This is a genomic window from Sphingomonas sp. (assembly GCF_017304635.1).
Lineage (GTDB): Bacteria > Pseudomonadota > Alphaproteobacteria > Sphingomonadales > Sphingomonadaceae > Sphingomonas.
Genome location: NZ_JAFKMA010000005.1, coordinates 140192 through 161579 on the forward strand (window position 1 = coordinate 140192; position 21388 = coordinate 161579).

19 protein-coding genes are annotated in these 21388 nt (G+C 65.9%); 10 read left to right on the top strand and 9 right to left on the bottom strand.

The features are described 5' to 3' along the window. Nucleotide 1 precedes the first annotated feature (1 nt). Genes J0I47_RS14250 through J0I47_RS14260 form a run of 3 tightly spaced genes read left to right on the top strand, consistent with a single transcriptional unit; the run spans nucleotide 2 to nucleotide 2500 of the window. Nucleotides 2–658, top strand: a complete 657-nt coding sequence (locus J0I47_RS14250) for an SURF1 family protein (protein WP_294047757.1) — start codon at nucleotides 2–4, stop codon at nucleotides 656–658. Next, entirely contained in the window at nucleotides 655–1974 is a 1320-nt protein-coding gene (locus J0I47_RS14255) for an ATP-binding protein (RefSeq protein WP_294047632.1), read from the top strand. The genes J0I47_RS14250 and J0I47_RS14255 overlap by 4 nt, the downstream gene beginning before the upstream one ends. Continuing rightward, nucleotides 1967–2500 carry a response regulator transcription factor gene (locus tag J0I47_RS14260; protein WP_294047633.1) on the top strand — a complete coding sequence of 178 codons (534 nt, stop codon included), beginning with the start codon at nucleotides 1967–1969 and terminating at the stop codon, nucleotides 2498–2500. Before J0I47_RS14255 ends, J0I47_RS14260 begins: the two co-directional genes overlap by 8 nt. Nucleotides 2501–2514: 14 nt before the next feature. Here J0I47_RS14260 and J0I47_RS14265 read toward each other — a convergent pair whose 3' ends face one another. The 3 genes from J0I47_RS14265 to J0I47_RS14275 are packed head-to-tail and all read right to left on the bottom strand — an operon-like array spanning nucleotide 2515 to nucleotide 6914. Next, complete coding sequence (locus J0I47_RS14265; RefSeq protein WP_294047758.1) at nucleotides 2515–3795, bottom strand: carbohydrate porin; 1281 nt, start codon at nucleotides 3793–3795, stop codon at nucleotides 2515–2517. A gap of 47 nt (nucleotides 3796–3842) precedes the next feature. After that, entirely contained in the window at nucleotides 3843–5156 is a 1314-nt protein-coding gene (locus tag J0I47_RS14270) for a nitrate/sulfonate/bicarbonate ABC transporter ATP-binding protein (protein ID WP_294047634.1), read from the bottom strand. Between the two features lie 12 nt (nucleotides 5157–5168). Continuing rightward, the gene (locus J0I47_RS14275) at nucleotides 5169–6914 is read right to left on the bottom strand and encodes an ABC transporter permease subunit (protein WP_294047635.1); all 1746 of its coding nucleotides are present in this window, start codon (nucleotides 6912–6914) and stop codon (nucleotides 5169–5171) included. A gap of 214 nt (nucleotides 6915–7128) precedes the next feature. On the opposite strand from J0I47_RS14275, the gene J0I47_RS14280 reads away from it, so the two are divergent. The 3 genes from J0I47_RS14280 to J0I47_RS14290 all read left to right on the top strand — a co-directional run bounded on the left by J0I47_RS14280 (nucleotide 7129) and on the right by J0I47_RS14290 (nucleotide 9034). Further along, nucleotides 7129–7407, top strand: a complete 279-nt coding sequence (locus J0I47_RS14280) for a metal/formaldehyde-sensitive transcriptional repressor (protein ID WP_294047636.1) — start codon at nucleotides 7129–7131, stop codon at nucleotides 7405–7407. 163 nt (nucleotides 7408–7570) lie between these two features. Continuing rightward, nucleotides 7571–8278 carry a hypothetical protein gene (locus tag J0I47_RS14285; protein WP_294047637.1) on the top strand — a complete coding sequence of 236 codons (708 nt, stop codon included), beginning with the start codon at nucleotides 7571–7573 and terminating at the stop codon, nucleotides 8276–8278. Between the two features lie 78 nt (nucleotides 8279–8356). Beyond that, a complete protein-coding gene (locus J0I47_RS14290) occupies nucleotides 8357–9034 on the top strand; it encodes a PEP-CTERM sorting domain-containing protein (RefSeq protein WP_294047638.1) in 678 nt (225 codons plus the stop codon). A 76-nt stretch (nucleotides 9035–9110) separates the two neighbouring features. On the opposite strand, the gene J0I47_RS14295 is transcribed toward J0I47_RS14290, so the two are convergent. Further along, nucleotides 9111–10343, bottom strand: coding sequence for a histidine-type phosphatase (locus J0I47_RS14295; protein WP_294047639.1), 1233 nt, complete (start codon nucleotides 10341–10343; stop codon nucleotides 9111–9113). 16 nt (nucleotides 10344–10359) lie between these two features. Then, nucleotides 10360–12960 (bottom strand): TonB-dependent receptor, encoded by a 2601-nt coding sequence (locus J0I47_RS14300; RefSeq protein ID WP_294047640.1) that lies wholly within the window; start codon nucleotides 12958–12960, stop codon nucleotides 10360–10362. Between the two features lie 172 nt (nucleotides 12961–13132). Between J0I47_RS14300 and J0I47_RS14305 the strand changes: the two genes are divergently transcribed. The 4 genes from J0I47_RS14305 (at nucleotide 13133) to J0I47_RS14325 (ending at nucleotide 17054) form a co-directional block, all read left to right on the top strand. Next, nucleotides 13133–15172 (top strand): amidohydrolase family protein, encoded by a 2040-nt coding sequence (locus J0I47_RS14305; protein WP_294047641.1) that lies wholly within the window; start codon nucleotides 13133–13135, stop codon nucleotides 15170–15172. Nucleotides 15173–15263: 91 nt separating this feature from the next. Further along, a complete protein-coding gene (locus tag J0I47_RS14310) occupies nucleotides 15264–15407 on the top strand; it encodes a hypothetical protein (protein ID WP_294047642.1) in 144 nt (47 codons plus the stop codon). Between the two features lie 6 nt (nucleotides 15408–15413). After that, nucleotides 15414–15725, top strand: a complete 312-nt coding sequence (locus J0I47_RS14315; RefSeq protein WP_294047643.1) for a hypothetical protein — start codon at nucleotides 15414–15416, stop codon at nucleotides 15723–15725. Nucleotides 15726–15983: 258 nt separating this feature from the next. Beyond that, nucleotides 15984–17054, top strand: a complete 1071-nt coding sequence (locus tag J0I47_RS14325) for a PLP-dependent cysteine synthase family protein (protein ID WP_294047760.1) — start codon at nucleotides 15984–15986, stop codon at nucleotides 17052–17054. Between the two features lie 389 nt (nucleotides 17055–17443). On the opposite strand, the gene J0I47_RS14330 is transcribed toward J0I47_RS14325, so the two are convergent. The 4 genes from J0I47_RS14330 to J0I47_RS14345 form a co-directional block, all read right to left on the bottom strand. After that, a complete protein-coding gene (locus tag J0I47_RS14330; RefSeq protein WP_294047644.1) occupies nucleotides 17444–17839 on the bottom strand; it encodes an Imm39 family immunity protein in 396 nt (131 codons plus the stop codon). A gap of 9 nt (nucleotides 17840–17848) precedes the next feature. Continuing rightward, on the bottom strand, nucleotides 17849–19807 hold the full coding sequence (locus J0I47_RS14335) for a LysM peptidoglycan-binding domain-containing protein (protein WP_294047645.1): 1959 nt from the start codon (nucleotides 19805–19807) through the stop codon (nucleotides 17849–17851). Between the two features lie 47 nt (nucleotides 19808–19854). Continuing rightward, complete coding sequence (locus J0I47_RS14340; protein WP_294047646.1) at nucleotides 19855–20424, bottom strand: hypothetical protein; 570 nt, start codon at nucleotides 20422–20424, stop codon at nucleotides 19855–19857. Between the two features lie 227 nt (nucleotides 20425–20651). Beyond that, nucleotides 20652–21050: a hypothetical protein gene (locus J0I47_RS14345; RefSeq protein WP_294047647.1), complete on the bottom strand. Its 399-nt coding sequence runs from the start codon at nucleotides 21048–21050 to the stop codon at nucleotides 20652–20654. Between the last annotated feature and the right edge of the window lie 338 nt (nucleotides 21051–21388).

The following is a 21388-nucleotide window of genomic DNA, read 5'->3' on the forward strand; positions in this document are numbered from 1 at the left end:
GATGGGGTTCGCCGCGCTCGGCCTGTGGCAGGTAGAGCGGCGCGCGTGGAAGCTCGACCTGATCGCCCGCGTCGAGGCGCGCGTGCACGCCGCGCCGGTCGCGCTGCCGCCGCCGGCGGCATGGAGGCGGATCGACGAACGCGACGATGCCTATCGCCGGATCACCGCCACCGGTACGTTCGATCATGCGGCGGAGACGCTGGTGAAGGCCGTGACCGATCGCGGCGGCGGCTTCTGGGTGCTGACGCCGCTTCGCACCGCCACCGGCATCGTGCTGGTCAATCGCGGTTTCGTGCCCGACGCGCTGCGCGATCCGGCGCGGCGAGCGAACGGGCAAGTGACCGGCCAGGTCACCGTCACGGGGCTGCTGCGGATCAGCGAGCCGGGTGGGGCGTTCCTTCGCGCGAACGACCCGGCCGCCGGCCGATGGTATTCGCGCGACGTCGCGGCGATGGCGCGGGCGCGGCACTTGAGCGACGTCGCGCCGTTCTTCCTTGATGCGGACGCGACACCCAATCCCGGCGGCTACCCCGTCGGCGGCCTGACCGTCGTGCAGTTCCGCAACAGCCACCTGATCTACGCGATAACCTGGTTCGCGCTGTCGGGCCTGTGCGTCGCCGCCATCGTGCAACTGCTGCGCAAGCGGCAGGCGGCATGATGGAAGCGCCGATCCTCGCGCTGACCCGCCGCCGCGCCACCGCCAGCGGCGAACAGGCGGAAAGCGTCGCCGCCGACAATATGCGCCAGCTCGCGCAATTGCGCTGGCTCGCGGTGGTTGGCCAGACGATCACGATCCTGATCGTGCATGTCGGATTCGGCGTGGCGTTGCCGATTGGCTGGATGCTGGGCGCCGTGCTGTTGCTGGCGAGCGCGAACCTGGCGGTGTCGCTCGCCTTGCCCCGGCACCGCGTGCACGATGTCGAGATCATGCTGACGCTGTTGCTCGACATGAGCGTGCTGACCTTTCAGCTCTATCTGAGCGGTGGCGCGACCAACCCGTTCATCCACCTCTATCTGCTACAGGTCGTGCTCGGCGCGATCCTGCTCCAGCCGGCGGCGGCGGCGGTGCTCGTGCTGGCGACGGGGTTCAGCTACGGCCTGCTGACGGTGCGCTACTGGCCGATCGTATTGCCGGTCAACCTCGCGACGCAAAGTACCGATCTGTTCGCGGTCGCCCGGTGGATCAGCTTCGTGCTAGTGGCGGGACTGCTCGTCCTGTTCATCACCCGGATCACGCGCAACCTGCGCGCCCGCGACGCGCACCTCGCCGATCTGCGCCAGCACGCGGCGGAAGAGGAGGGGATCGTGCGGATGGGGCTGTTCGCGTCGGGGGCTGCGCACGAGCTGGGTACGCCGCTCGGCTCGCTCGCGGTGATCCTGGCCGACTGGCGCCGCATGCCGGCGATCGCGCGCGACCCCGCGCTAGCCGCCGAAGTCGCGGAGATGCAGCAGGAGGTGCAGCGCTGCAAGACGATCGTGTCCGACATCCTCCATTCGGCCGGCCAGCCCCGCAGCGAACCGCTCGAGGTAATGAAGGCGACGGCGTTCGCCGATGCGGTCGCCGACGAATGGGCGACGTTCAATCCGGGTGCGCCCTTCGTCTGGTCGGCGGAGGCGGCGGGCGCGGCCGACATCCTGGTCGCCCCGGCGTTGCGGCAGGCGGTGTGGAACCTGCTCGACAATGCGGCCGAGGCGTCGCGTGACGCGGTGCGGCTGACGGTGACGCGGGAAGAGGATGGGGTCGCGATCGCGGTGGCGGACGACGGGCCGGGCTTCGCGCCCGATGCGCTGGCGATGGTCGGGCGGCTCTACCATTCGACCAAGGGCGCTGGGCATGGCCTCGGCCTGTTCCTCGCGACCAACGTCGCGCGCCAGCTCGGCGGGCGGCTGGAGGCGCGCAATCGCGATCCGCGCGGGGCCGAGGTGCGGCTGGTCCTGCCGGTCGCGCCGGTGCGGGAGGGCGCGAATGGCTGACGCCCGCAACCTCGTCATCGTCGAGGACGACGAGACCTTCGCGCGGACGCTGCGCCGCTCGTTCGAACGGCGCGGATATCGCGTGCAGGTGGCGGACGGACCGGCGGCGCTCGACGCGCTGCTCGCAACCGGACGGCCGCATTATGCGGTGGTCGACCTGAAGCTCGGCACGGCGTCCGGCCTGCCCTGCGTGGCCAGGCTCCACGCGCACGATCCGGCGATGCTGATCGTGGTCCTGACCGGTTTCGCCAGCATCGCGACCGCGGTCGAGGCGATCAAGCTCGGTGCGTGCCATTACCTCGTCAAACCGTCCAACACCGACGACATCGAAGCCGCCTTCGGCCGCGCCGCCGGCGACGCCGACGCCCCGCTCGCCACGCGCTCGACCTCGATCAAGACGCTCGAATGGGAACGCATCAACGAGATGTTGGCCGAAACCGGCTTCAACATCTCCGAAACCGCGCGGCGGCTGGGCATGCATCGGCGGACCTTGGCGCGCAAACTGGAGAAGCGGCCGGTGAAGTAAGGCGGCGTTCCCGGCTAGAACTGGCCGTGCATCCGTATGCCCAGCACGTGGACCGGGCCGCGGTCGCGGTTGTAGCCGGGGTTGGCAACAAACTGGTAGTCGAGGCTGACGGCGACGGGTTTCGCGACCTGCCACTGGTAATAGGCTTCCGCGATCGCCTCGGCGCCCGGGTGTGGCAATTGGCCGTCGCCGACCAGCACGCCGATCCCGCCCGCCGCGAGATAATACTGGTGCTCGCGGCCGATGCCGTTGACGACGGCGGCGAGGCCGATCGTGTCCTGCTTGCGGCCCCAGCCTCCGCCGGCGATCGCGACCCCGGCGGAGACGGTGCGGTCGATGTCGGTGAAATCGTACGGCTCGATCGCGCCATCCGCCAGGCCGGCGCGGGCGAACACGCCGACATCGTCGCTCACCGCTTGCTCGACATTGATGCTGACCCCTAGCCGGGAGTGCCGCACGCGAACTGGCGCGGTGTCGGGCGTGGCGCCCGTCGCGGCCGCCAGCGTCAGCGCGTCGTCGAAGCGGCCGAACCGCCCGCGATTGCGGAACAATGTCACGCGCACCGCGCCGTCGCGTCCGCCCAGCGTGTGGCGATGCTCGACCTCGGCATTCAACTGATACTGGCCGAAGCCCTGTTCCAGTTTCTCGCCATTGGGCACGGTCGACAAGTTGAACGCGCCGACCCGTAGCGCCCACGGCCCGCGATACCATTCGATCGCCGCGCCGCTCGAATAGCCCCAGGCGTCGGCGGCGTAGTCGAACGTCCCGGCATCGACGATCGCCCAGTTGAGGAAATCGCCGCGCGGATCATGGGCGTATCTGTTGGTGTCGAACACATCGCCGACGCCGAACTTGCCGATCGTGACCACCAAGCGGTCGGCGGTACGCGAGCCCGCGAACTGGTTCGCCTGGCCCTCGACCTTGGCATCGCCGCCGCCCAGATCGATCGTCTGGCGGAAGAACAGGCGTTGCAACCGGGTATAGGGCACCCGCCGGCCGACCTTGTACGCTTCCGCGCTGACGAACCCCGCGACGCCGAGCGTGTTAGAGAGGCCGAAGCCCTGGTCGACCTCCGGATTGATCCAGAACTCGCCGCCTTTCCACGGCTGCACGCCCACGAACAGCGTCACGTCGACGGTTTCCTTGACCTGATCCGGCGTCAGGCTGTTGGGTCCGGCATAGGGGGACGGAAAGCCGGGCGTGCCCTGCACCGTGACCGTCGCCTGGCCATGCACCGCCAACCAGTCGGGCAGCGCCGCCTTGTCGTCGTCGGCCAGCGCAGGCGTGGCGAGGATGGCGCTCGCCAGGACCAGCGCCGATGCCGCGACGCGCAAACGCTCGATCACGCCGGATCGTCCAGGCTGAAGCGATCGTCGTCCTCGTCATAGGCGAAGATTTCGGCATAGCGGCCCCAGTGCGTGACCGTGCGTAGCGTCTCGTCGGCGTAGTCGGGCGACATGAAATCCTCCAGCTCGTCGCGGAACCGCCGTCCGGGCGCGTCGTGCGATGCGCGTTCGTCGAGGATGCGGCGGATGTGCTGGGCGAGGGGCACGTGCGCGATCAGCGCGCGTTCGAACAGCGCCTTGCGCGCGTCGACATCGGCCTGCGCATAACGCCGCGCCGAGGGGGTCAGCGCGATCCCGGCCCCCTTCAGTTCGGCGAAACGCAGCAGTTGCAGCGTCTCCGCCATCGGCAGCAATTCGTCGACCTCCAGCTGCAGGCTGTCGGCGAGTTCGGCCAGGCTGGCGCGGCCGTCGAACGGCTGCGCATCGACTTCCTCGATCAACCCGGCGAGCGCGTTGGTCGACACACGCGGCAGCACCATCGCGATGCCCGTGCCCGGGAACACGCCGTCCTTCGGCGCCGGCGCGGCGGCCGGGCGTGCCGTCATCCGCGCATAGATGTCGTCGACCAGCGCGCGGAAGGCGGGGTCGAGCCGGTCGCGCGGCTGCGGCAGGTCGACCCGGATCTCGGCGGCGATGCGGCCGGGATTGGACGAAAAGACCAGGATGCGATCGCACATCAGCACCGCTTCCTCGATATTGTGTGTCACGATCAGCATCGAGCGAATCGGCATCCGGCCTTCGGACCACAGGTCGAGCAGGTCGGTGCGGAGCGTCTCCGCCGTCAGCACGTCGAGCGCGGAGAACGGCTCGTCCATCAGCAGCAGCGACGGGTTGACGACGATCGCCCGCGCCAGTCCGACGCGCTGGCGCATGCCGCCCGACAATTCCTTGGGATACGCATTCTCGAACCCGTCGAGCCCGATCAGGTCGATCGCGGCGAGCGCGCGGGTGCGCCGCTCCTCCGCCGGCACGCGCTGCGCCTCCAGCCCCAGTTCGACGTTCTGCAACACGGTCAGCCACGGGAACAGCGCGAAGGTCTGGAACACCATCGCGACGCTCGGCTCGGTGCCGTCCTCGTCGGCGATGAACCGGACTTCGCCGGCGCTCGGCCGGATCAGGCCGGCGATCGAGCGCAGCAGCGTCGACTTGCCCGACCCCGAGCGGCCGAGCAGCCCGACCACTTCGTTGGTGTCGAGCGTCAGGTCGACATGGTCGATCACCTGATGCGAGCCGCCGGTGCGGCCGTAATGGTGGCTGAGCGCGCGGACTTCGACCAGCGGCCGGGCGGGGACGAGCGAACGGGTTGCCATCGATCGGGCTCCTCAGGCGAAACGGAGACGGCGCTCGGCAAAGGCGTACATCGGACGCCAGACGAGCCGGTTGAAGGTCAGGACGAAGATCGACATCACCGCGACGCCGCATGCGACGCGCGGATAATCGCCCGCGGCGGTCGCATCGGCGATGTACGAGCCGAGCCCGAACGCGCTCAGGTGGCGGTCCCCCCACGACACCGCTTCCGCGACGATGCTGGCGTTCCACGATCCGCCGCTCGCGGTCAGCGCGCCGGTGACGTAATAGGGGAAGATTGCCGGGATCACGACGCGCCGCCACCATTGCAGGCCGCGCACCCCGAACATCGACGCCGCCTCGCGCATGTCGGTCGGGATCACGCTCGCGCCGGCGATGACGTTGAACAGGATGTACCATTGCGTGCCCAGGATGATGAGCGGCGACAGCCAGATGTCGGGCGCCAGGTGCCAGCGCACGATCGCGACGACGACGAACGGGAACAGCACGTTGGCCGGAAACGCCGCCAGGAACTGCGCGATCGGCTGCAACCGCTCGGCCCAGCGCGGGCGCATCCCGATCCACACGCCGATCGGGACCCAGATCAGGCTGGCGATGGCGATCAGCACGACGACGCGCAGCAGCGTTACCAGCGCGGCGGCGACCGCGTGCAGGATGTCGTGCGCCGACAGCTCGCGTCCGACATAATCGAGGATCAGCCACGCCGAACCGATCACCAGCGCGGCGAGGAAGGCGCGCCACAGCCACTCGGCGACCGGGTTGGGCGCACGAGTCTCGACCGTGGCACGGATCCGGCGCGTGCCGCCGATCGACATCAGCAACTGGCCGACGGCATAGAGCGGCGACAGCAACATCGGCAGCAGCCGCGTCCGGCGGAGCAGGTCGTATGCCCAGGATCGCGGCCGCTCGACGCTGGCGGTCTGCTCGAACCGGTAGCGATCGGCCCAAGCGACGATCGGGCGGAAGAACAGCTGGTCGTAGAGTAGGATCAGCACGCCCATCGTGCCCACCGCCCAGGCGACCGCCGCCGCATCCTGCCGCGCGATCGCCAGCGCCAGCCACGATCCGATCCCGGGCAGCGCGACCGTCGTATTGCCGACCGTGATCGCCTCCGACGCGACGACGAAGAACCACCCCCCCGACATCGACATCATCGCGTTCCACACGAGGCCTGGAATCGCGAACGGCAGCTCGAGCCGCAGGAACCGCCGGGTCGAGGACAGGCCGAAACCCTGACAGACCTCCTGCAAGTCCGACGGCACCGAGCGCAGCGACTGGTAGAAGCTGAACGCCATGTTCCACGCCTGACTGGTGAAGATCGCGAACACCGCGGCGCACTCGGCACCGAGTTGCTGGCCCGGGAACAGCCGCAGGAAGAAGGTGACGGTAAAGGTCAGGAACCCGAGAATCGGCACCGATTGCAGGATGTCGAGCGCCGGCACAATGATCTGCTCGGCGCGGCGGCTGCGCGCGGCGAGCGTCGCGATGACCAGGGTGAAGATCAGGCTCGCGCCCAGCGCCGCGAACATCCGCAGCGTCGTGCGCAGCGCGTAACCGGGCAGCCGCGCCGGGTCGAGCGCGATCGGCTGGACCGACAATTGCGACAGCGGCTGCGCGACCCCGCTCAGCCCGCGCACGACCAGCACACCGATCGCGCCGATCAGCAGCAGTGTCACGACGTCCGCCAAATTGGGCGGCGCCGCGCGGAACAATCGGGAGAAGGAGCGCGCCGGCAACGGACGCGCGATCGGTTCGGTCATCTCGTTACCTCGTTGACGCCGCTGGCATCGACGAGGCGAAACCGGTCAGTCTCGCGTCGCTGGCACCAGCGGCATGGGCTGTCGACTATTGTCGCGCGGCATTGTTACAGTTTGTCCTCGTCGCGAGGGTTGGCATGGCGATCGGTCGTTCTGGCGGCGACTCGACGTGGCGGCGCCTATACCCTATGGGGGTATGGCATCAAGGATGAATTGCATGGCTCACGTCGCCGCAGAGAAACAGAAGCTGCTCAACCGGATCAAGCGGCTGAAGGGACAGGTCGCCGCGATCGAGCGCGCGATCGAGGCCGACACCGAATGCGCCCGCGTCCTGCAACAGGCCACCGCCTGCCGCGGCGCGCTCGACGGCTTCATCGCCGAAGTGATCGAGGACCACATCCGCGAACACATGCTCGACCCCGCCGCCACCTCCGACGATCCACGCACCCAGGCGGCAGAGGAACTGGTGGCGATCGTGCATGCGTATCTGACGTGAGGGTTGTGCGATAGCGCTGCCATTCCATTGCTGGCGCGCAGACACACAAGCATCACGAAAACGTCATCGGCCTGTCATCGCGCGTCAGCATCTGGATTCGATGAGACCGCGACGAATCGCGGTTTGTCAGGGGTCATCGATGAAATCGCCGTTCCGTTGCGCCATGCTGGCTGCACTGTCGCTGTCGACCACGCCGGCATGGGCAGCGAGCTTCATGCCGGGCAACCTCGTCGTGTCGGTGTCCGGCAACGGCGTCTGGGGCGCGACGGGGGGCAGCTACACCGTCAACCAGGCATCGCCGTTGACGCTCATGCAGTTCTCGCATGTCGGCACGATCAGCGCGACCTATGCCGGCGCCATGGTGCTGCCGCAGGTCGGGAGCGGCGCGAACAACGCGGTGTCGGCGGAATATGGCTCGTCGTCGGAGGGGTTCCTGCACCTGTCGAGCGATGGCCGTTACCTGAGCCTGATGGGCTATGGCGTGAATGTCGACGCGTTCAATGCCAATCCGACCGCTTACGGCACGTTGACCACCGACCCGACCAAGTCGACCGCGCTCGCACAGTCGGGCAGCCTGACGGGACAGGGATATATCCCGGTGGCGCGCGTCGCCGCACTGGTTGATGCGAACGGCATCGTCGACAGCACGACCGCGGTCTTCAACGTGTTCAACGGGCAGAACCCGCGGTCGGCCTATACGGTCGACGGCAGCAGCATTTATCTGTCGGGCCAGGGGCAGAGCGGCGACAAGACGGGCGGGGTCTTTTATGCGCAGCGCGGGTCGTCGTCGGCCACCGCGGTCACCGGCCTCGACACCAGCGGCAAGACGGCGGCGCAGGATACGCGCGACGTCCAGGTTTATAACGGGTAGCTCTACACATCGGTCGACAGCAAGCAGGGGTCGGGATCGAACCGCGATTTCGTCGGCACGCTCGGGGCGGCGGGCAGCTTGCCGACCGACCTTGCCAATAACGGCAACGGGCCGGCGCGCCTGCCCGGTTTCGGCAACAGCGGCGGGACGGGCAAGTTCGTCATCACCGCCGGGACCGGCAACGGCATCAGTAGCATTGGGCAGGAGATCAACCTGAGCCCCGAGCAGTTCTTCTTCGCCAACGCGAACACGCTCTACGTCGCCGACAGTGGCCTGCCCAAGAACGATTCAGCGCTGAACGACTCGTTCGGCGTCGGGCTCGGTAACGGCGGATTGCAGAAATGGGTGTTCGCCAACGGCAGCTGGAGCCTCGCATACACCCTGTCGGCCGGGCTCAATCTGGTGGCGAACACGTCGGCGTCGGGCGTCACCGGCCTGTTCGGGCTGACCGGGCAAGTCAACGGCGATACGGTGGAGCTCTACGCCACCAGCTTCACGAAGGGCGAGACCGACCAGAGCTATCTCTACGGCATCACCGACAGCCTGTCGTCGCGCACCTTTTCCAGCACCGCGCGCTTTACGACGCTGGCGGCGGCGCCGGCCGATTCCAACTTTCGCGGTGTGGCCTTCGCGCCGACCGCCGTCGCGGCCGTGCCCGAACCGGTGACCTGGGCGATGCTGGTCATGGGGTTCGGTGGCATGGCCTTCGCTGTCCGCCGGCGCGAGAAGATGACGGCGCGGGTGCGGTTCTTCTGATGCGAAAGGGCCGGCCTTACCCCTGATGAGGGTAGGCCGGCCCGACCTTGATTGCGAGGCGCCCGCGCCCGCCTTCTCAGTTCGTCGCCAGCTTGGCGTTGAACGCGCGCAGCGTGCAGACGCCGGTGCCGGCCGCGGATCGGCAGCCGTCGATCGGCACGGCGACATCGTAGGGCGCTGCACCACTGCTCGGCGACAGCCGCCGGATCTGATCGATCGTCTGCGACCGGAAGCGAGCGCGGACATAGAGGTTGCCGGCACCGTCGCGCAGCCGCTCGAGGATGATCGCGCCGCCGGGCGAGGGATCGTCGGCGGCGAGACCGGGCACGCGCCAGTGCAGCCCGAGCAGGCCGCCCAGGCTGGCGACGTTGGTGTCGTGACCGGCGATCATCGTGACGCGCGGCGCCGCGGTTGCCGTCAGCGCCTGACTCATCAGCGGTGCCAGCAAGGCGAGGTTGCGCTGCGCCAGGTAGCGTGGACGCGCCAGGATCGCGAACTCGACGCTGTGGAATTCGGACAGGCGCGCGACGTCGGCCGGCGTCGCGCGGCCCCAGCCGACCTCCGCCATCGGCTTGCCCTCGGCATATTCGAGCAACAGGATCTGTGCGGCGGTCGATGCGCGGTCGAGCGCACCCGTCAGCTTGGGCCGCTTGGCGGCGGTTGCCGGGACGATGCTCGTCGGCACCCGGCCGACACCGCAGCTAGGCGCTGCTTGGGCGCACAAGATCGCGTCGAGCCGCGTCAAGAGTGGCCGCAGCCGCATTTCCTCGGCAGCGATGCCCCGCGGCAGGGCCGCGGCGACGGCCTCGGCCGCGCGTGTCGGGTCGATCGGGGCGGCGCCTTCATCGACCGGTGAGAAGATCGGGTCCGGCTCGTCCTGCGGGCGATGCTCGATCGCCGCGGCGCATCCGGGGAGCAGCGCATCGGCATAGGTACGGCCGGTCGCGATCGTGCGCTGATCGCTGTCGGCGACGATCCGCACGGCGCTCGCCGCCGGACACCCGCGCGCATCGAGCAGTCCGGCCGCGATCCAACGCGCGCGGTCGTACCCACCCGCCAGTGCCACCGCGGCGGCACCGTGCGGCGTCAGGTAGCCGGGCTTGACCGGCCAGTCGGGCCAGCTTCCGTCGGCGACGCCGGCGGGCATTGCCAGCGCCTTGGTCGGCGGGCGTACGCCGTGGCGCATCAGGACGACGACGCGATCGACCTTGAGCGCCGGCCCGCGTGATCGAGCAGGTGCGGCGTCACCGTTCGCGGCAACCACCAGCATCGCGGCGGCGCCGACCGTGGCACAGGCCTTGCCGATCATCCCGTCTCTCCCCGCTCTAGAAATGCAGCTGCGCGCCCCAGCGGAAGCTGTAGCCGTAACGCTCGCGCTCGACGAGATACTGCTTACTGCCGATATAACGCCGCCACGGCGCGTCGGTCAGGTTGAGCGCCTGGCCGAAGAAGGTCAGCTGCGGCGTCACCTGATAGCTGACGTTGACGTCGAGTTGGCCGTTGCTGTCGGTATATTGATCGCTCGCCGCGTTCGCGCCGATCGTATCGAGATAGGGCGAGCGGTACGAATAGGCGACGCGGACGGCGAGACCGTATTTCTCGTAATAGACCTGCGCCGTACCGACATCGCGCGATTGCAGGAACAGCGGGAAGGGGCCGCTCCGTGGCGTCGTGCCGAGCAGGGTGCCGTCGCCATGCCCGGTGATGTGCGCAGAGTTGACCGCGACGCCGAGCCCGTCGAGCGGCGCGGGCAGGAAGGTGAAGCGGACCTGCGCGTTCGCCTCGATCCCCTTCACATAAGCGACGCGTGCGTTGAGCGGCTGGACGACGTCGACCGCGGTGAAGCTTTGCCCGGCGAAGGTGCCGGCGGTGTTGACCTGGGTCTGGGTGTAGATCGGATTGTCGATCCGCTTGTAGAACAGCCCGGCCGACAACAGCCCCTGGCCGGGCAGGTAATATTCCGCCGCCGCATCGAGGTTCAGCGCCTTGTACGGTTTCAGCGCCGGATTGCCGAGCGTCACGGTCGGACGCGGTGTGGTCGTGGTATCGACCGACACGTAGGGCGACAGATCGGGATAATTGGGCCGCCCGAGCGACGTCGTGGCGGCTGCGCGCAGCAGGAAGCTGGGCGTGACCTCGAACTTAGCGTTCAGCCCCGGGAACCAATCGGTATAGTCCTTCGCGCCGAACGCATTGTAGTCCTCGTCCAATGCCGCGGTCGCGGTGATGAGCTTCGCCTTGGTGCGATCGCGCGTATGCTCGACGCGGACGCCCGGCACGAGCGTCAGCCCGCCGAACTTGAGCGTTGCCATCGCGTAACCGGCCGCGATCGACTCGCGGACGTCGTAATCGTTGGCCAGGCTGTTGTTGCGCGAGCTCGCCGTATTGACGGTGATCGTGCCCGGATTGGCGGCGAGATAGGCCTGCGCCGCGTCGTATCCGATCCGCACCGGGAAATAATAGGCGCCGTCATAGAAGCTGGTGTCGCCGAGGTACGACGCGTTCGCCAGCGTGAACGTGCGACCGCTGGTCAGGCCATAGGTCAGATAATCGCGATTGTTGACCTTGTGCCGGTCGAGATATTTGGCGCCGAGCTTGACGGTCGAACCGTTGCCAAACTCGATCGGGAGCGTCAGGTCGGCGCGCCCCTGCCACAGCGTCTCGACGGCCAGGCGCGTGTCGTAATTGACGCTGTTGAGCGCATAGGCGCTCTGGTTGTCGGTCGGCTGCACCGTGGGGATGAAGAAATAGGGCGTGCCCGACACGTCGTAATTGACGGTCAGCGCGCTGCCGCCGGTGCGGAAATTATATTCGGAGCGGAGCGGATCGCGCTTCTGCGCACGCGTCCAGCCGCCCGACAGATCGAGCGTCGCGCCGCCATCGCCCAGCCCGAAGCTGCCGCCCCCCTGCACCGACTTGGTGTTGTCGTCCTCGTTGCGCCGCCGCACGCGGACGCTGCCGCGCCCCTTGAAGGTGCCGGTCGTCGCGGTCTGGTTGGTGAAGGCCGACTGGTTGTCGATGATGAACTGGTCGCGCGTTTCGTTGTCGTCGAACCGCGAGAACGAACCGCGCAGGAACAGCTTGGTCGTGTCGGTCGGCCGCCAGTCGAGGTTGAGCACCGCGCCCTCGCGCGTGCGCGTCAGGTTGTAGTCGCGCAAGCCCGCACTGTCGGGCAGGACATAGCTCTGATTGGCACCGGTGCTCGATGCCGGCACGCGCCAGTTGGTCGATCCCTGGAAATTCTCCGATTCGATGGGTCGGCGCGAGTAATTGAGCGACAGCACCGCGCCGAACTGCTGGCGGTCGCCGAACCGTCCGCCGATCTGGAAATCGCCCTCGTAGGGATGCCCCCCGTTCAGGTGGTACGCGCCATATTGCGCCCGCGCGTCGAGGAAGAACGGCTTGGTGCGGTCGAACGCGGTCAACGTGCGGATGTTGACCTCGCCGCCGATCGCGTTGGCGTCCTGGTCGGCGGTCAGCGACTTGGTGACGATGACCGAGCTAATCATCGCCGACGGGATGTCGTCGAGCTTGACCTGGCGACCATCGGGCTCCGGCGCGGGCAGGGTGAGACCGTTGAGGACGACGTTGACTAGGTTGGGATTGACGCCGCGGATGATGACGTAGCGCCCCTCACCCTGGTCGTTGGCGACCGACAGGCCGGGCAGGCGGCGCACGGCCTCCGCGACGTTCTGGTCGGGCAATTTGCCGACGTCGTTGGCGAACAGCGCTTCGGTGAAATTGTCGGCCTGGCGCTTGGCATCGATCGCCTTCTTCTCGCCCTGGCGCGTGCCGGTGACGACGATGTCGGCGGCCTGCGACGGCGTGTCGGCATCGACCGCCACCGACTGGTCCTGCGCGACCGCCGCCGGCGACCACGACACGACGAACGCTGCGCCTGCGCACAGCATGGATTTGGCAAACATTGATTTTCCCCCAATCTTGTTTTGGGGTCGCGCTAGGTCGGTTCGGCGACTCTGCGGTTACGAACCGATGACGAAGTCATGACGTCAGCGCCCGAATAGCTGGCGAGCTTTTGACGTTGATTCTGCCGCTATAACTGTCAGTCTCGCTGGCATTCCACGGGGGGAGGATATCATGCGTCGACTGGTGCTGGCCGCGTTGCTCGTTTCGTCCGTCGCTGCGATCGGCGCGGCATCGACGCCGAAGGAACAGCTGATGGCGCCGCCCGCCGGAGCGCGGCACTATATGATCAGTTCGATCGCCGGGAAGCATGGCGATATCTGGCAGTGGAAATTGCCCGACGGGCGCGTCGCCTATCGCATGTCGATGTCGTTGCGGGGCTGGGTCACCGAAACGGACGAGGTGCTGACGCTGGGCGACGACCAGCGACCGACCGCGATCGCGATCCGCGGCTTCACCGATTCCGGTGACGCGACCGAGAATTTTGCCGCCGACGGCAAGGGCGGCGCCACGTGGAAGACGTCGGTCGATGCCGGGTCGGCGCCGTTCGCCGGCAAACGCTACAACACCTATGGCGGGCCGTGGCTGGCGAGCGAGCTCGATATCGACGCCTTGGTCAAGGCGGGCGACAAGGGCATCGATCTGCTGCCGACGGGACATGCCAGCATCGATATCGGCCAGCCGGTCGAGATCGATGGTCCGCGCGGCAAGACCATAGTGAAGCTGGCCTTCGTCCGCGGACTGGGTTTTTCCCCGAACCCGGTCTGGCTCGACGGCGACAACCGGTTCTTCGGCAATGCCGGGACGATCTCGCTCTTGCCGGAAGGGTATGAGGCGGCCGGTCCGAAGCTGAAGGACATTCAGGACAAGGCGACGGCCGCGATGGTCCGCGATATCGCGCATCGCTTCCTGTCCAAGGCCAACCGCGCGCCGACGCTGGTCGATCACGTGCTGGTGTTCGATTCGGTCGCGGGCCGCTATCTGCCGGACCGCGCGGTCTTGATCGCCGATGGCAAGGTCGTTGCCGTCGGCGCCGCCGGATCGGTCAAAGCGCCGGCCGGGGCCACCGTCATCGACGGTCGCGGAAAGACACTGTTGCCCGGACTGTGGGACTCGCACCAGCATGTCGGCGACGACTGGAACCTGCTCCAGAACGTTGCGACCGGCATGACCAACTATCGCAGCCCCGGCTCGCTGATCGAGGATGCGCTGAGCATCTACAAGCGGCGGGCGGCGGGCGACCTGCTGGCACCCGACGGCAAGATCTCGGTCATCATCGATCGCAAGGATCCGCTGGCGGCGCAGGGAGCGCTCACCGTCTCCTCGGCGGACGAGGCGGTCGCCGCCGTCCGCAAGATCAAGGCGGCGGGCCTGTGGGGCGCCAAATTCTACACGTCGATGAATCCCGCCTGGATCGCGCCCGCCGCCGCCGAGGCACACCGGCTGGGACTGCATGTCCACGGCCATGTCCCCGCCGGGATGCGCCCGCTCGACGCCGTACGTGCCGGCTATGACGAAGTGACGCATATCAACTTCATCATGATGCAGGCGATGCCGCAATCGGTGGTCGACAAAGCCAACACCGCCGCGCGGCTCGAGGGGCCGGCCCAATACGGGAAGGACGTCGACCTCGACTCCCCGGCGATGAAAGCGTTCTACGCGGAACTGGCGAAGCGCGGCACGATCATCGATCCGACCCTGACAGTGTGGGAGCCGCTGATGACGTCGGATGGCTCGTCGCTGTCGCCAGAATATGCGCCGTTCGCCGATGTCGCGCCGCCGGCCGTCGTGCGCGGCTGGAAGATCAGCGGCTATCCGTTGTTCGGCAACCTGACCCGCGACGATTTCCGCAAGAGCTTCGCCAAGATGGTCGGGCTGGTCGGCAAGCTTCACGACGCGGGCGTGCGGATCGTCGCGGGGACCGACGGCTACGGTCTGGAACTGGTCCGCGAACTGGAATTGTATCAGGAAGCTGGCCTCACCAATGCGGAGGCGTTGCAGACCGCGACCATCGTGCCCGCGCGCATGACCGGCATGGCGGACCGCGTCGGATCGATCGCCGCCGGCAAGACGGCCGACATCATCCTGGTCGACGGCGACGTGTCGCAGCGGATCGGCGATTTGCGGCATGTCGAGACGGTGTTCCTCGACGGCTATCGTCTCGATGGCAAGGCACTGCGCGAGGCGAGCGGATTGAGCGGCATGCCGCGGTAGGAGGTAACTCCTTCTACCTCCATCGCTGGCAACGGTCTCGTTTGCCTGACATGATGCCCACCGGTTGGTGGTCTCGAAAGGGCGTGGGGCGTTGCACACTCCGGATGGATGGCGGTCGGACGGGCAGGCGCATACGCGGCTGCGCCGGCTCAACATCAATCTGATGTATGCGCTGGACGCGTTGCTACATTCGCCGTCGCTGACCGCGGCGGCGCATTCGATCGCGATCAGCTAGCCGGCGATGAGCGTCAAGCTGCGACAATTGCGCGATCATTTCCGGGACGAACTGGTCGTCTATGGCGAGCGGCGACAGCTGACCGCGCTCGGCGAGGCGTTGCAACATCGTATCGGGCGGCTGCTCCGCGAAGTCGACGATACGTTCAACCTCACCCTGCATTTCGATCCGTCGACCGCCTCGCAGACCATCACGCTGACTGCGCCCGAGGCGATGGAAATGATGTTCGTCAGCCGGTTGATCCCGCAGATTCGGGCAACGGCCCCGGGCCTGCGGATCAGGATGGTGCCGTTCGCGCCTGGTATCACGCCGTGCTGACCAGCATGTCGGGCCATTATCGGACCGGAACACCGCTGCCGCCAGACGTGTTCGAGAAGCTCATCGCCGCTCGCCGGTTTCACTCCGCACTAATGGTCGTGCGTCAGGTTACGTCTCGGGTTATTACAGCTACCTCTGGGCGGAAGTGCTGGCCGCCGACAGCTTCCGCGCGTTTCGTGGTCGCGATGCCGGGATCGAGGCGCTATTGATCCGGCGGGGTCTGGCGTGACGATATGTGAGCATGGGGTCGACGAGATGATGACGGGGCAGGGAGACGTGGCGCGCCGCGCATGGTGCGACGAGGCGGTTCGGCGGATCGAGGCGGATTTCAACCGGTCGGCGGACACGCATCTGATCCACCTGCCGCTGTCGCGGTATCCGGGGATCGATCTGTATCTGAAGGATGAGAGTAGCCATCCGACCGGTAGCCTGAAGCACCGTCTCGCGCGGTCGCTGTTCCTCTATGCGCTATGCAACGCCTGGATCGGTCCTGACACGACGGTGATCGAGGCGTCGTCGGGATCGACCGCGGTCAGCGAAGCCTATTTCGCACGGATGTTGGGCCTGCGCTTCATCGCGGTCGTGCCGGCGGCGACCGCCGCCCCCAAGCTCGACGCCATCCGTTTCCATGGCGGCGAGATCCACACCGTCGACGATCCGCGTACCGTTTACGACGTCGCGCATCGGCTGGCGGCGGAGACGGGCGGGCATTATCTCGACCAGTTCACCTATGCCGAACGCGCGACCGACTGGCGCGGCAACAACAACATCGCCGAGAGCATCTTCGCCCAGATGGCGGAGGAGCGCTATTCGATCCCGAACTGGATCGTGTGCGGGGCGGGGACCGGTGGCACGTCGGCGACGATCGGGCGCTTCCTGCGCTATCGCCGGTATGCGACGAAGCTGTGCGTCGCCGATCCCGAACAGTCGGTGTTCCACCGCCACTTCGCCGACCGCAGCGCGACGATGCTGCCGGAGGGCTGTGGCAGTTGCATCGAAGGCATCGGCCGGCCGCGCGTCGAACCGAGCTTCGTGCCGAGCGTGATCGACCGTATGATCGCCGTCGCCGACGCCGACAGCATCGGCGCGATGCGGGCGCTGTCGGACCGGCTGGGACGCACCGTCGGCGGCTCGACCGGCACCAACCTGTGGGCCTGCCTGCGGATCGTCGAGGAAATGGCCGCGGCCGGCCAGTCGGGCAGCATCGTCACCCTGCTCTGCGACGGCGGCGACCGCTATGCCTGCACCTATTATCGCGACGACTGGCTGGCCGAAAAAGGGATCGAATGGGGCGAGGCGAGGAACCGGGTGTCGGTCGGTATTGCATAAAGTAACTGCGCACGTTGAGCCATTCCGATCTGAGCTGTGTCGTCGACAAGCATTAATCCGGGCGCCGGGGCCGTATCGAAAGGTGAGCGGATCGCCAATACGCGGACGACACAAGTCGATGTACAAGCCTGCACTCCGATAGCGCATTTGATTTCATATCGATCGCATGAAGTCGTTGCGGAACGCGTTGGTGGTGCTCGGGGTTTGCTGGCGGTGGGCGATCGAGTCGGTGTAGGTGGTGTCCTCGGTGCCGTTGTTGCCGACATAGCCGAGCTGCTTGCCGTTGAACCGGTACCAGATCTCGTGCGGGTTGCCGGCGCTCGACCCCCAAGCTGTCGTCGCGGCGGATCGTTTGGCCGAGCGTCACCGTGATATCGCGCAGGCAGAAATCAGACTTCGCCAAGGAGCTCCTTTATTCGGCCTACATTCAAATTATACTTTTCGCCGGCATGCAATAGCGCAATAAGTGTTGCCCTGCGATAGACTGTAGTCATCTCTTCTTCAGTTGCATCTAGAAAATGACGTGTATCAACTTCTATAGCGATTGGAAGGTCACCATGCTTAACATTAATTTTCTCATAATGAGGCGTATTCTCATCAACTAATCCGTAGCGAATTAGCAAGCCAACCCACTTAAAAGGCGCACCATTTAAATATCCTGATTCAATCATTTCTCTCTCAATTTCATCTCGAGCTCGATTGGCAGCTGACCCATTTTTCTTTGCTGGAATTCTCGCCGTCGTCATTGCGACACCGCCAATTACTAATTTGCGATTGTGCGCCACACCTCACTCCTAACGATCTAACAGATTACCTGGCGGTCGTTTACCGAACAGGCGCTCATATGTTCGGATAACGCGGGTTTCGTACGCGCGCGCATCCGCTTTCCCGCCAAAGTTCTTTATGATCTCAGATGTATAGAACTCACCGGTTTCTCGTGTCAGTCGGCGCGCCTGTTGCTCAGCCCGGATCGACGCCCCGTCGGCTACCCTCACACCTTGAGCGCTCTCACCTACCTTGTAAAGCGAGCCATCGGCACGGCGGATCACATAAACATGGGTATCGCCGACATATTGAAGTGAGTTTTTATGAACCGCCTTAGCTGCACCCACCTCTTCCACGATCGTGGAACCAATATGCGCGTCGCGGACGAGTGTGCCGAGAACCGGTGCGGCAGCCAAAACATCTGCAAAGCCCGGCCGCTCGCCGTTAACCAAGACACGATATCCGACATCAGCGGCAGCGACCGGTGTAAGCGCCCCTTTTGCGATCTCCAGTTCAAGCTTTCCAAGCCCTGCAAAGGCGTCGCGAACGCCCTTGTCGCCGGGGATTTGCGCTTGCGTCACATAATCGGCGACGCGATCCCGCAACAACGCCAGATTCGCGTTTTCCGGAAATAGCCGGGCGGCGTCATTGAGCGGACCCAACACATATCTCTGTAGGTGCCAGTAGTCCGAGCTGACGATCATGCGATCGGCGTAATCGCTCGTAATGTCGGAATTGCCGATATAGCGGTTCTGGATGAGCCAGTCGGCAAGTTCCTTGGGATTCTTTCCATATTGCTGATAGGTTTTCCAATAAGGATCACCACCCGATTGCATGTCAGGAATGCTGCCCGTACCGAGCAACATGACCGGCTGAGAAGTCCCGCCCGCAATGCCTTGCCCAGCCGCCGCAAGCCGGGCTTCACTCGCTGCGATCCGTTCCACCATCGGTCGTTGTAAACTTGCCTCAAGACCGCTGCGAGCTAAGCTATTGGCCAAGTCCTCGCCGAATGGAGAACTTGGCGGCAGCACGGAAAAGCCGGTTGCCGTATTGCCGACGATCAAGTGGCCATTGGCGTCGACGGTAAATAGCGGGTCTATAGCATCGCCGGTGGCTGTTGTCGCCTGTGCTTGGCTGTTGCTAGCGGCGCCCCGGCCGTTCGGCCTGTCCGTCTGGAGGTTGGCGATGGCGTCGCCGATGGTCTGGGCGATCACGTCGGGGAGGGCGGCGACGATGTTGTCGCCGAAGTCGTTACCGTTGACGAGGCTGCGAGTGGCGGCATTGGCGATGAGCCGGGCGCCGCCCGTCGCCACCGCCCCGCCGACCGGGCCGAGCGCACCCAGCTTGCTGCCCAGTGACCGTCCAAGGCCCGCGCTGACCCCGGCGGCGGCGACTCCGGCCCAGTCAAACTTGTCCTGGAGCCCGGTCGCGACGCTAACCCCCTGGGTCAACACGTTGGCGGCGACTCCGCGCACTACGTCGCCGAGCAACTGGCTACCCAGAACGGCGCCCTGGCCGAACACCGCGCCAGCGCCTGCGGTCGCCAGCGTGGCGATGCCGGCAACCGCCACCGCCTTGAAGCTAAACTTGTCCTGAATGCCGGTCAGGATGCCAAATCCTTGGCTGACTGCACTGCCGAGCATCGCCGCTGGCGCTAGCCCGATGAAGGGTGCCGTCACCGCGATCACGACAAGCGATATGACCGCCTGCAATATCTGCCCGAGTATCCCGCAGCCTTTTTTCCTGGCGGCGGCTTGTGGTGCGGGGGTGGTGGGGGAGGTATCGCCATAGGCGTCGGCGGGGTTGTAGGGGTTGAACGTGGCGGCGTTGTTGCCGGCCCTGGTGATGCCGGCGGGGACCGTGAGGGTCTGGCCGGCGGCGAGGGCGGTGTCGGCGCCGAGCCCGTTGGCCTGGGCGAGCTTGTACCACAGGCTGGCATCGCCCCACAGCTGGGCGGCGATCGACGCGAGGCTGTCGCCGGCGCGCACCGTGTAGCTGCCCCCGCTCGATCCCTGGCGCCAGGTGTTGATCGGGGTCAGCCGCTCGCCGAAGTCGGCGGTCGCGCCCCCAGCGACCGCCCGTAGCGGAACGCGCCGTTCCCGTTCGACACGGTGGTCGTGCGATCGTCCAGGCTTGCGGCATAGCTCGTGTCCCAGGTGCCGTCGTTGCCGGTATATCCGACCTGGCGGCCGTTGAACCGGTACCAGACCTCATGCGGGTCGCCGCCGGTGAAGGTCGCCTCGTTCCAGGCATTGCCGTCCTGCTCGTCGCGCCGCACCGCCTGCCCGAGCGCGTCGCTGGTGACCGTGATCGTGCGCGGCCGCCCGTCCTGGACGCTGGCTTGCTGGAACACGCCTGAAGCGGAGTTGGTGTAATAGGTGTACCTGGTCGACTGCCCCGACACCGCATAGGCGACCTGCCGGAGCACCGCGCCGTCATACCAGTCATAGGTGCTGGTGGTGGTCGAGGTCGGCTGGCCGGTGCCGCTCCTCGTGCTCGCGACGCTGGTCGTGACCACCGCCCCCAGCGCATAGTTCCACTCGCCGTCGGCATAGCCGTTCTCGGTGCTGCTCGTGATCGTGTCGCTGCCCTGGCGCTGGGTCACCGTGTCGTAATAGACCCGGCCGAGCCGAAAGTGGCGAAGGTGCCGCAGAAGCGAGTTTCAGGGACGCCGGTGGTGGCAACGCAACCCGCGATTCGGGCCGAAAAACGAGCGAATCGCGGCGCTCGGCGCGCGATAGTTGGATTATGGGGCTCGCAAAGTTGACTGGATGTTGGCGGCAGAGTGCGAGCAGATCGTGTGGGTGCAGCCCACCTCTCTGCGGCGTCAGCTCAGACTGCGATAGCCCTTCCAGGCGGTTCGGGGTTGCCCTCTGTCCAGTTCCAACCTGTGACATCGGCAATAGCGTCCTCAAAATCACACGACGCTGTTACGAACCAGCCGCGCTCGCGAAGGCTTTTGACGAGCACAGCGACACCGGACTGAAAGTCGGAGAGTTGGTCTGGAACTTGCTCCACTGTTCCCAGCTCAACGTAGTATCGTGAGCATTCGATAAAATCGTACGGAACCTTATTTATAGAAGTTTCCTGGAAGTTATCATTTTTATATATGGGTAACTCCACAAATATTCCTGAAAATGCATCCGCCGCTGCGCTATTTAATGCCGCCTCAACCTTTCTGATATCTTCGTTGGTATCGACGTATAGCTCACAGAAATATGGATTAGACATAATGTATCCTAAAATCCAAATGCGAGCGGCGTTTGGGGTCCATTATCGAACGCCCCCCTTGCCCGGATGATTGATATCTGCACCTTATCTTCTGACGCGCCCAATGTGCGTGCTATCGTCCCCCGCACATTCCCCAATCCCGCTCTACCGGTCAATATTCTACCATCCCGGATCGCGACATCCATAGTCCGCGACAACGCACTGCCTGGCCTCGCTTCCAGGTGGGCGATAACGCGCTCGGCCGTTGCGCCTTGGGCGCCGCAAAGAGACGAGCCGTTTTTACCCGGCCGACCGCCGTTTTACCCGCCGCCAACATCCAGCCAACTTTGCCAGCTCCA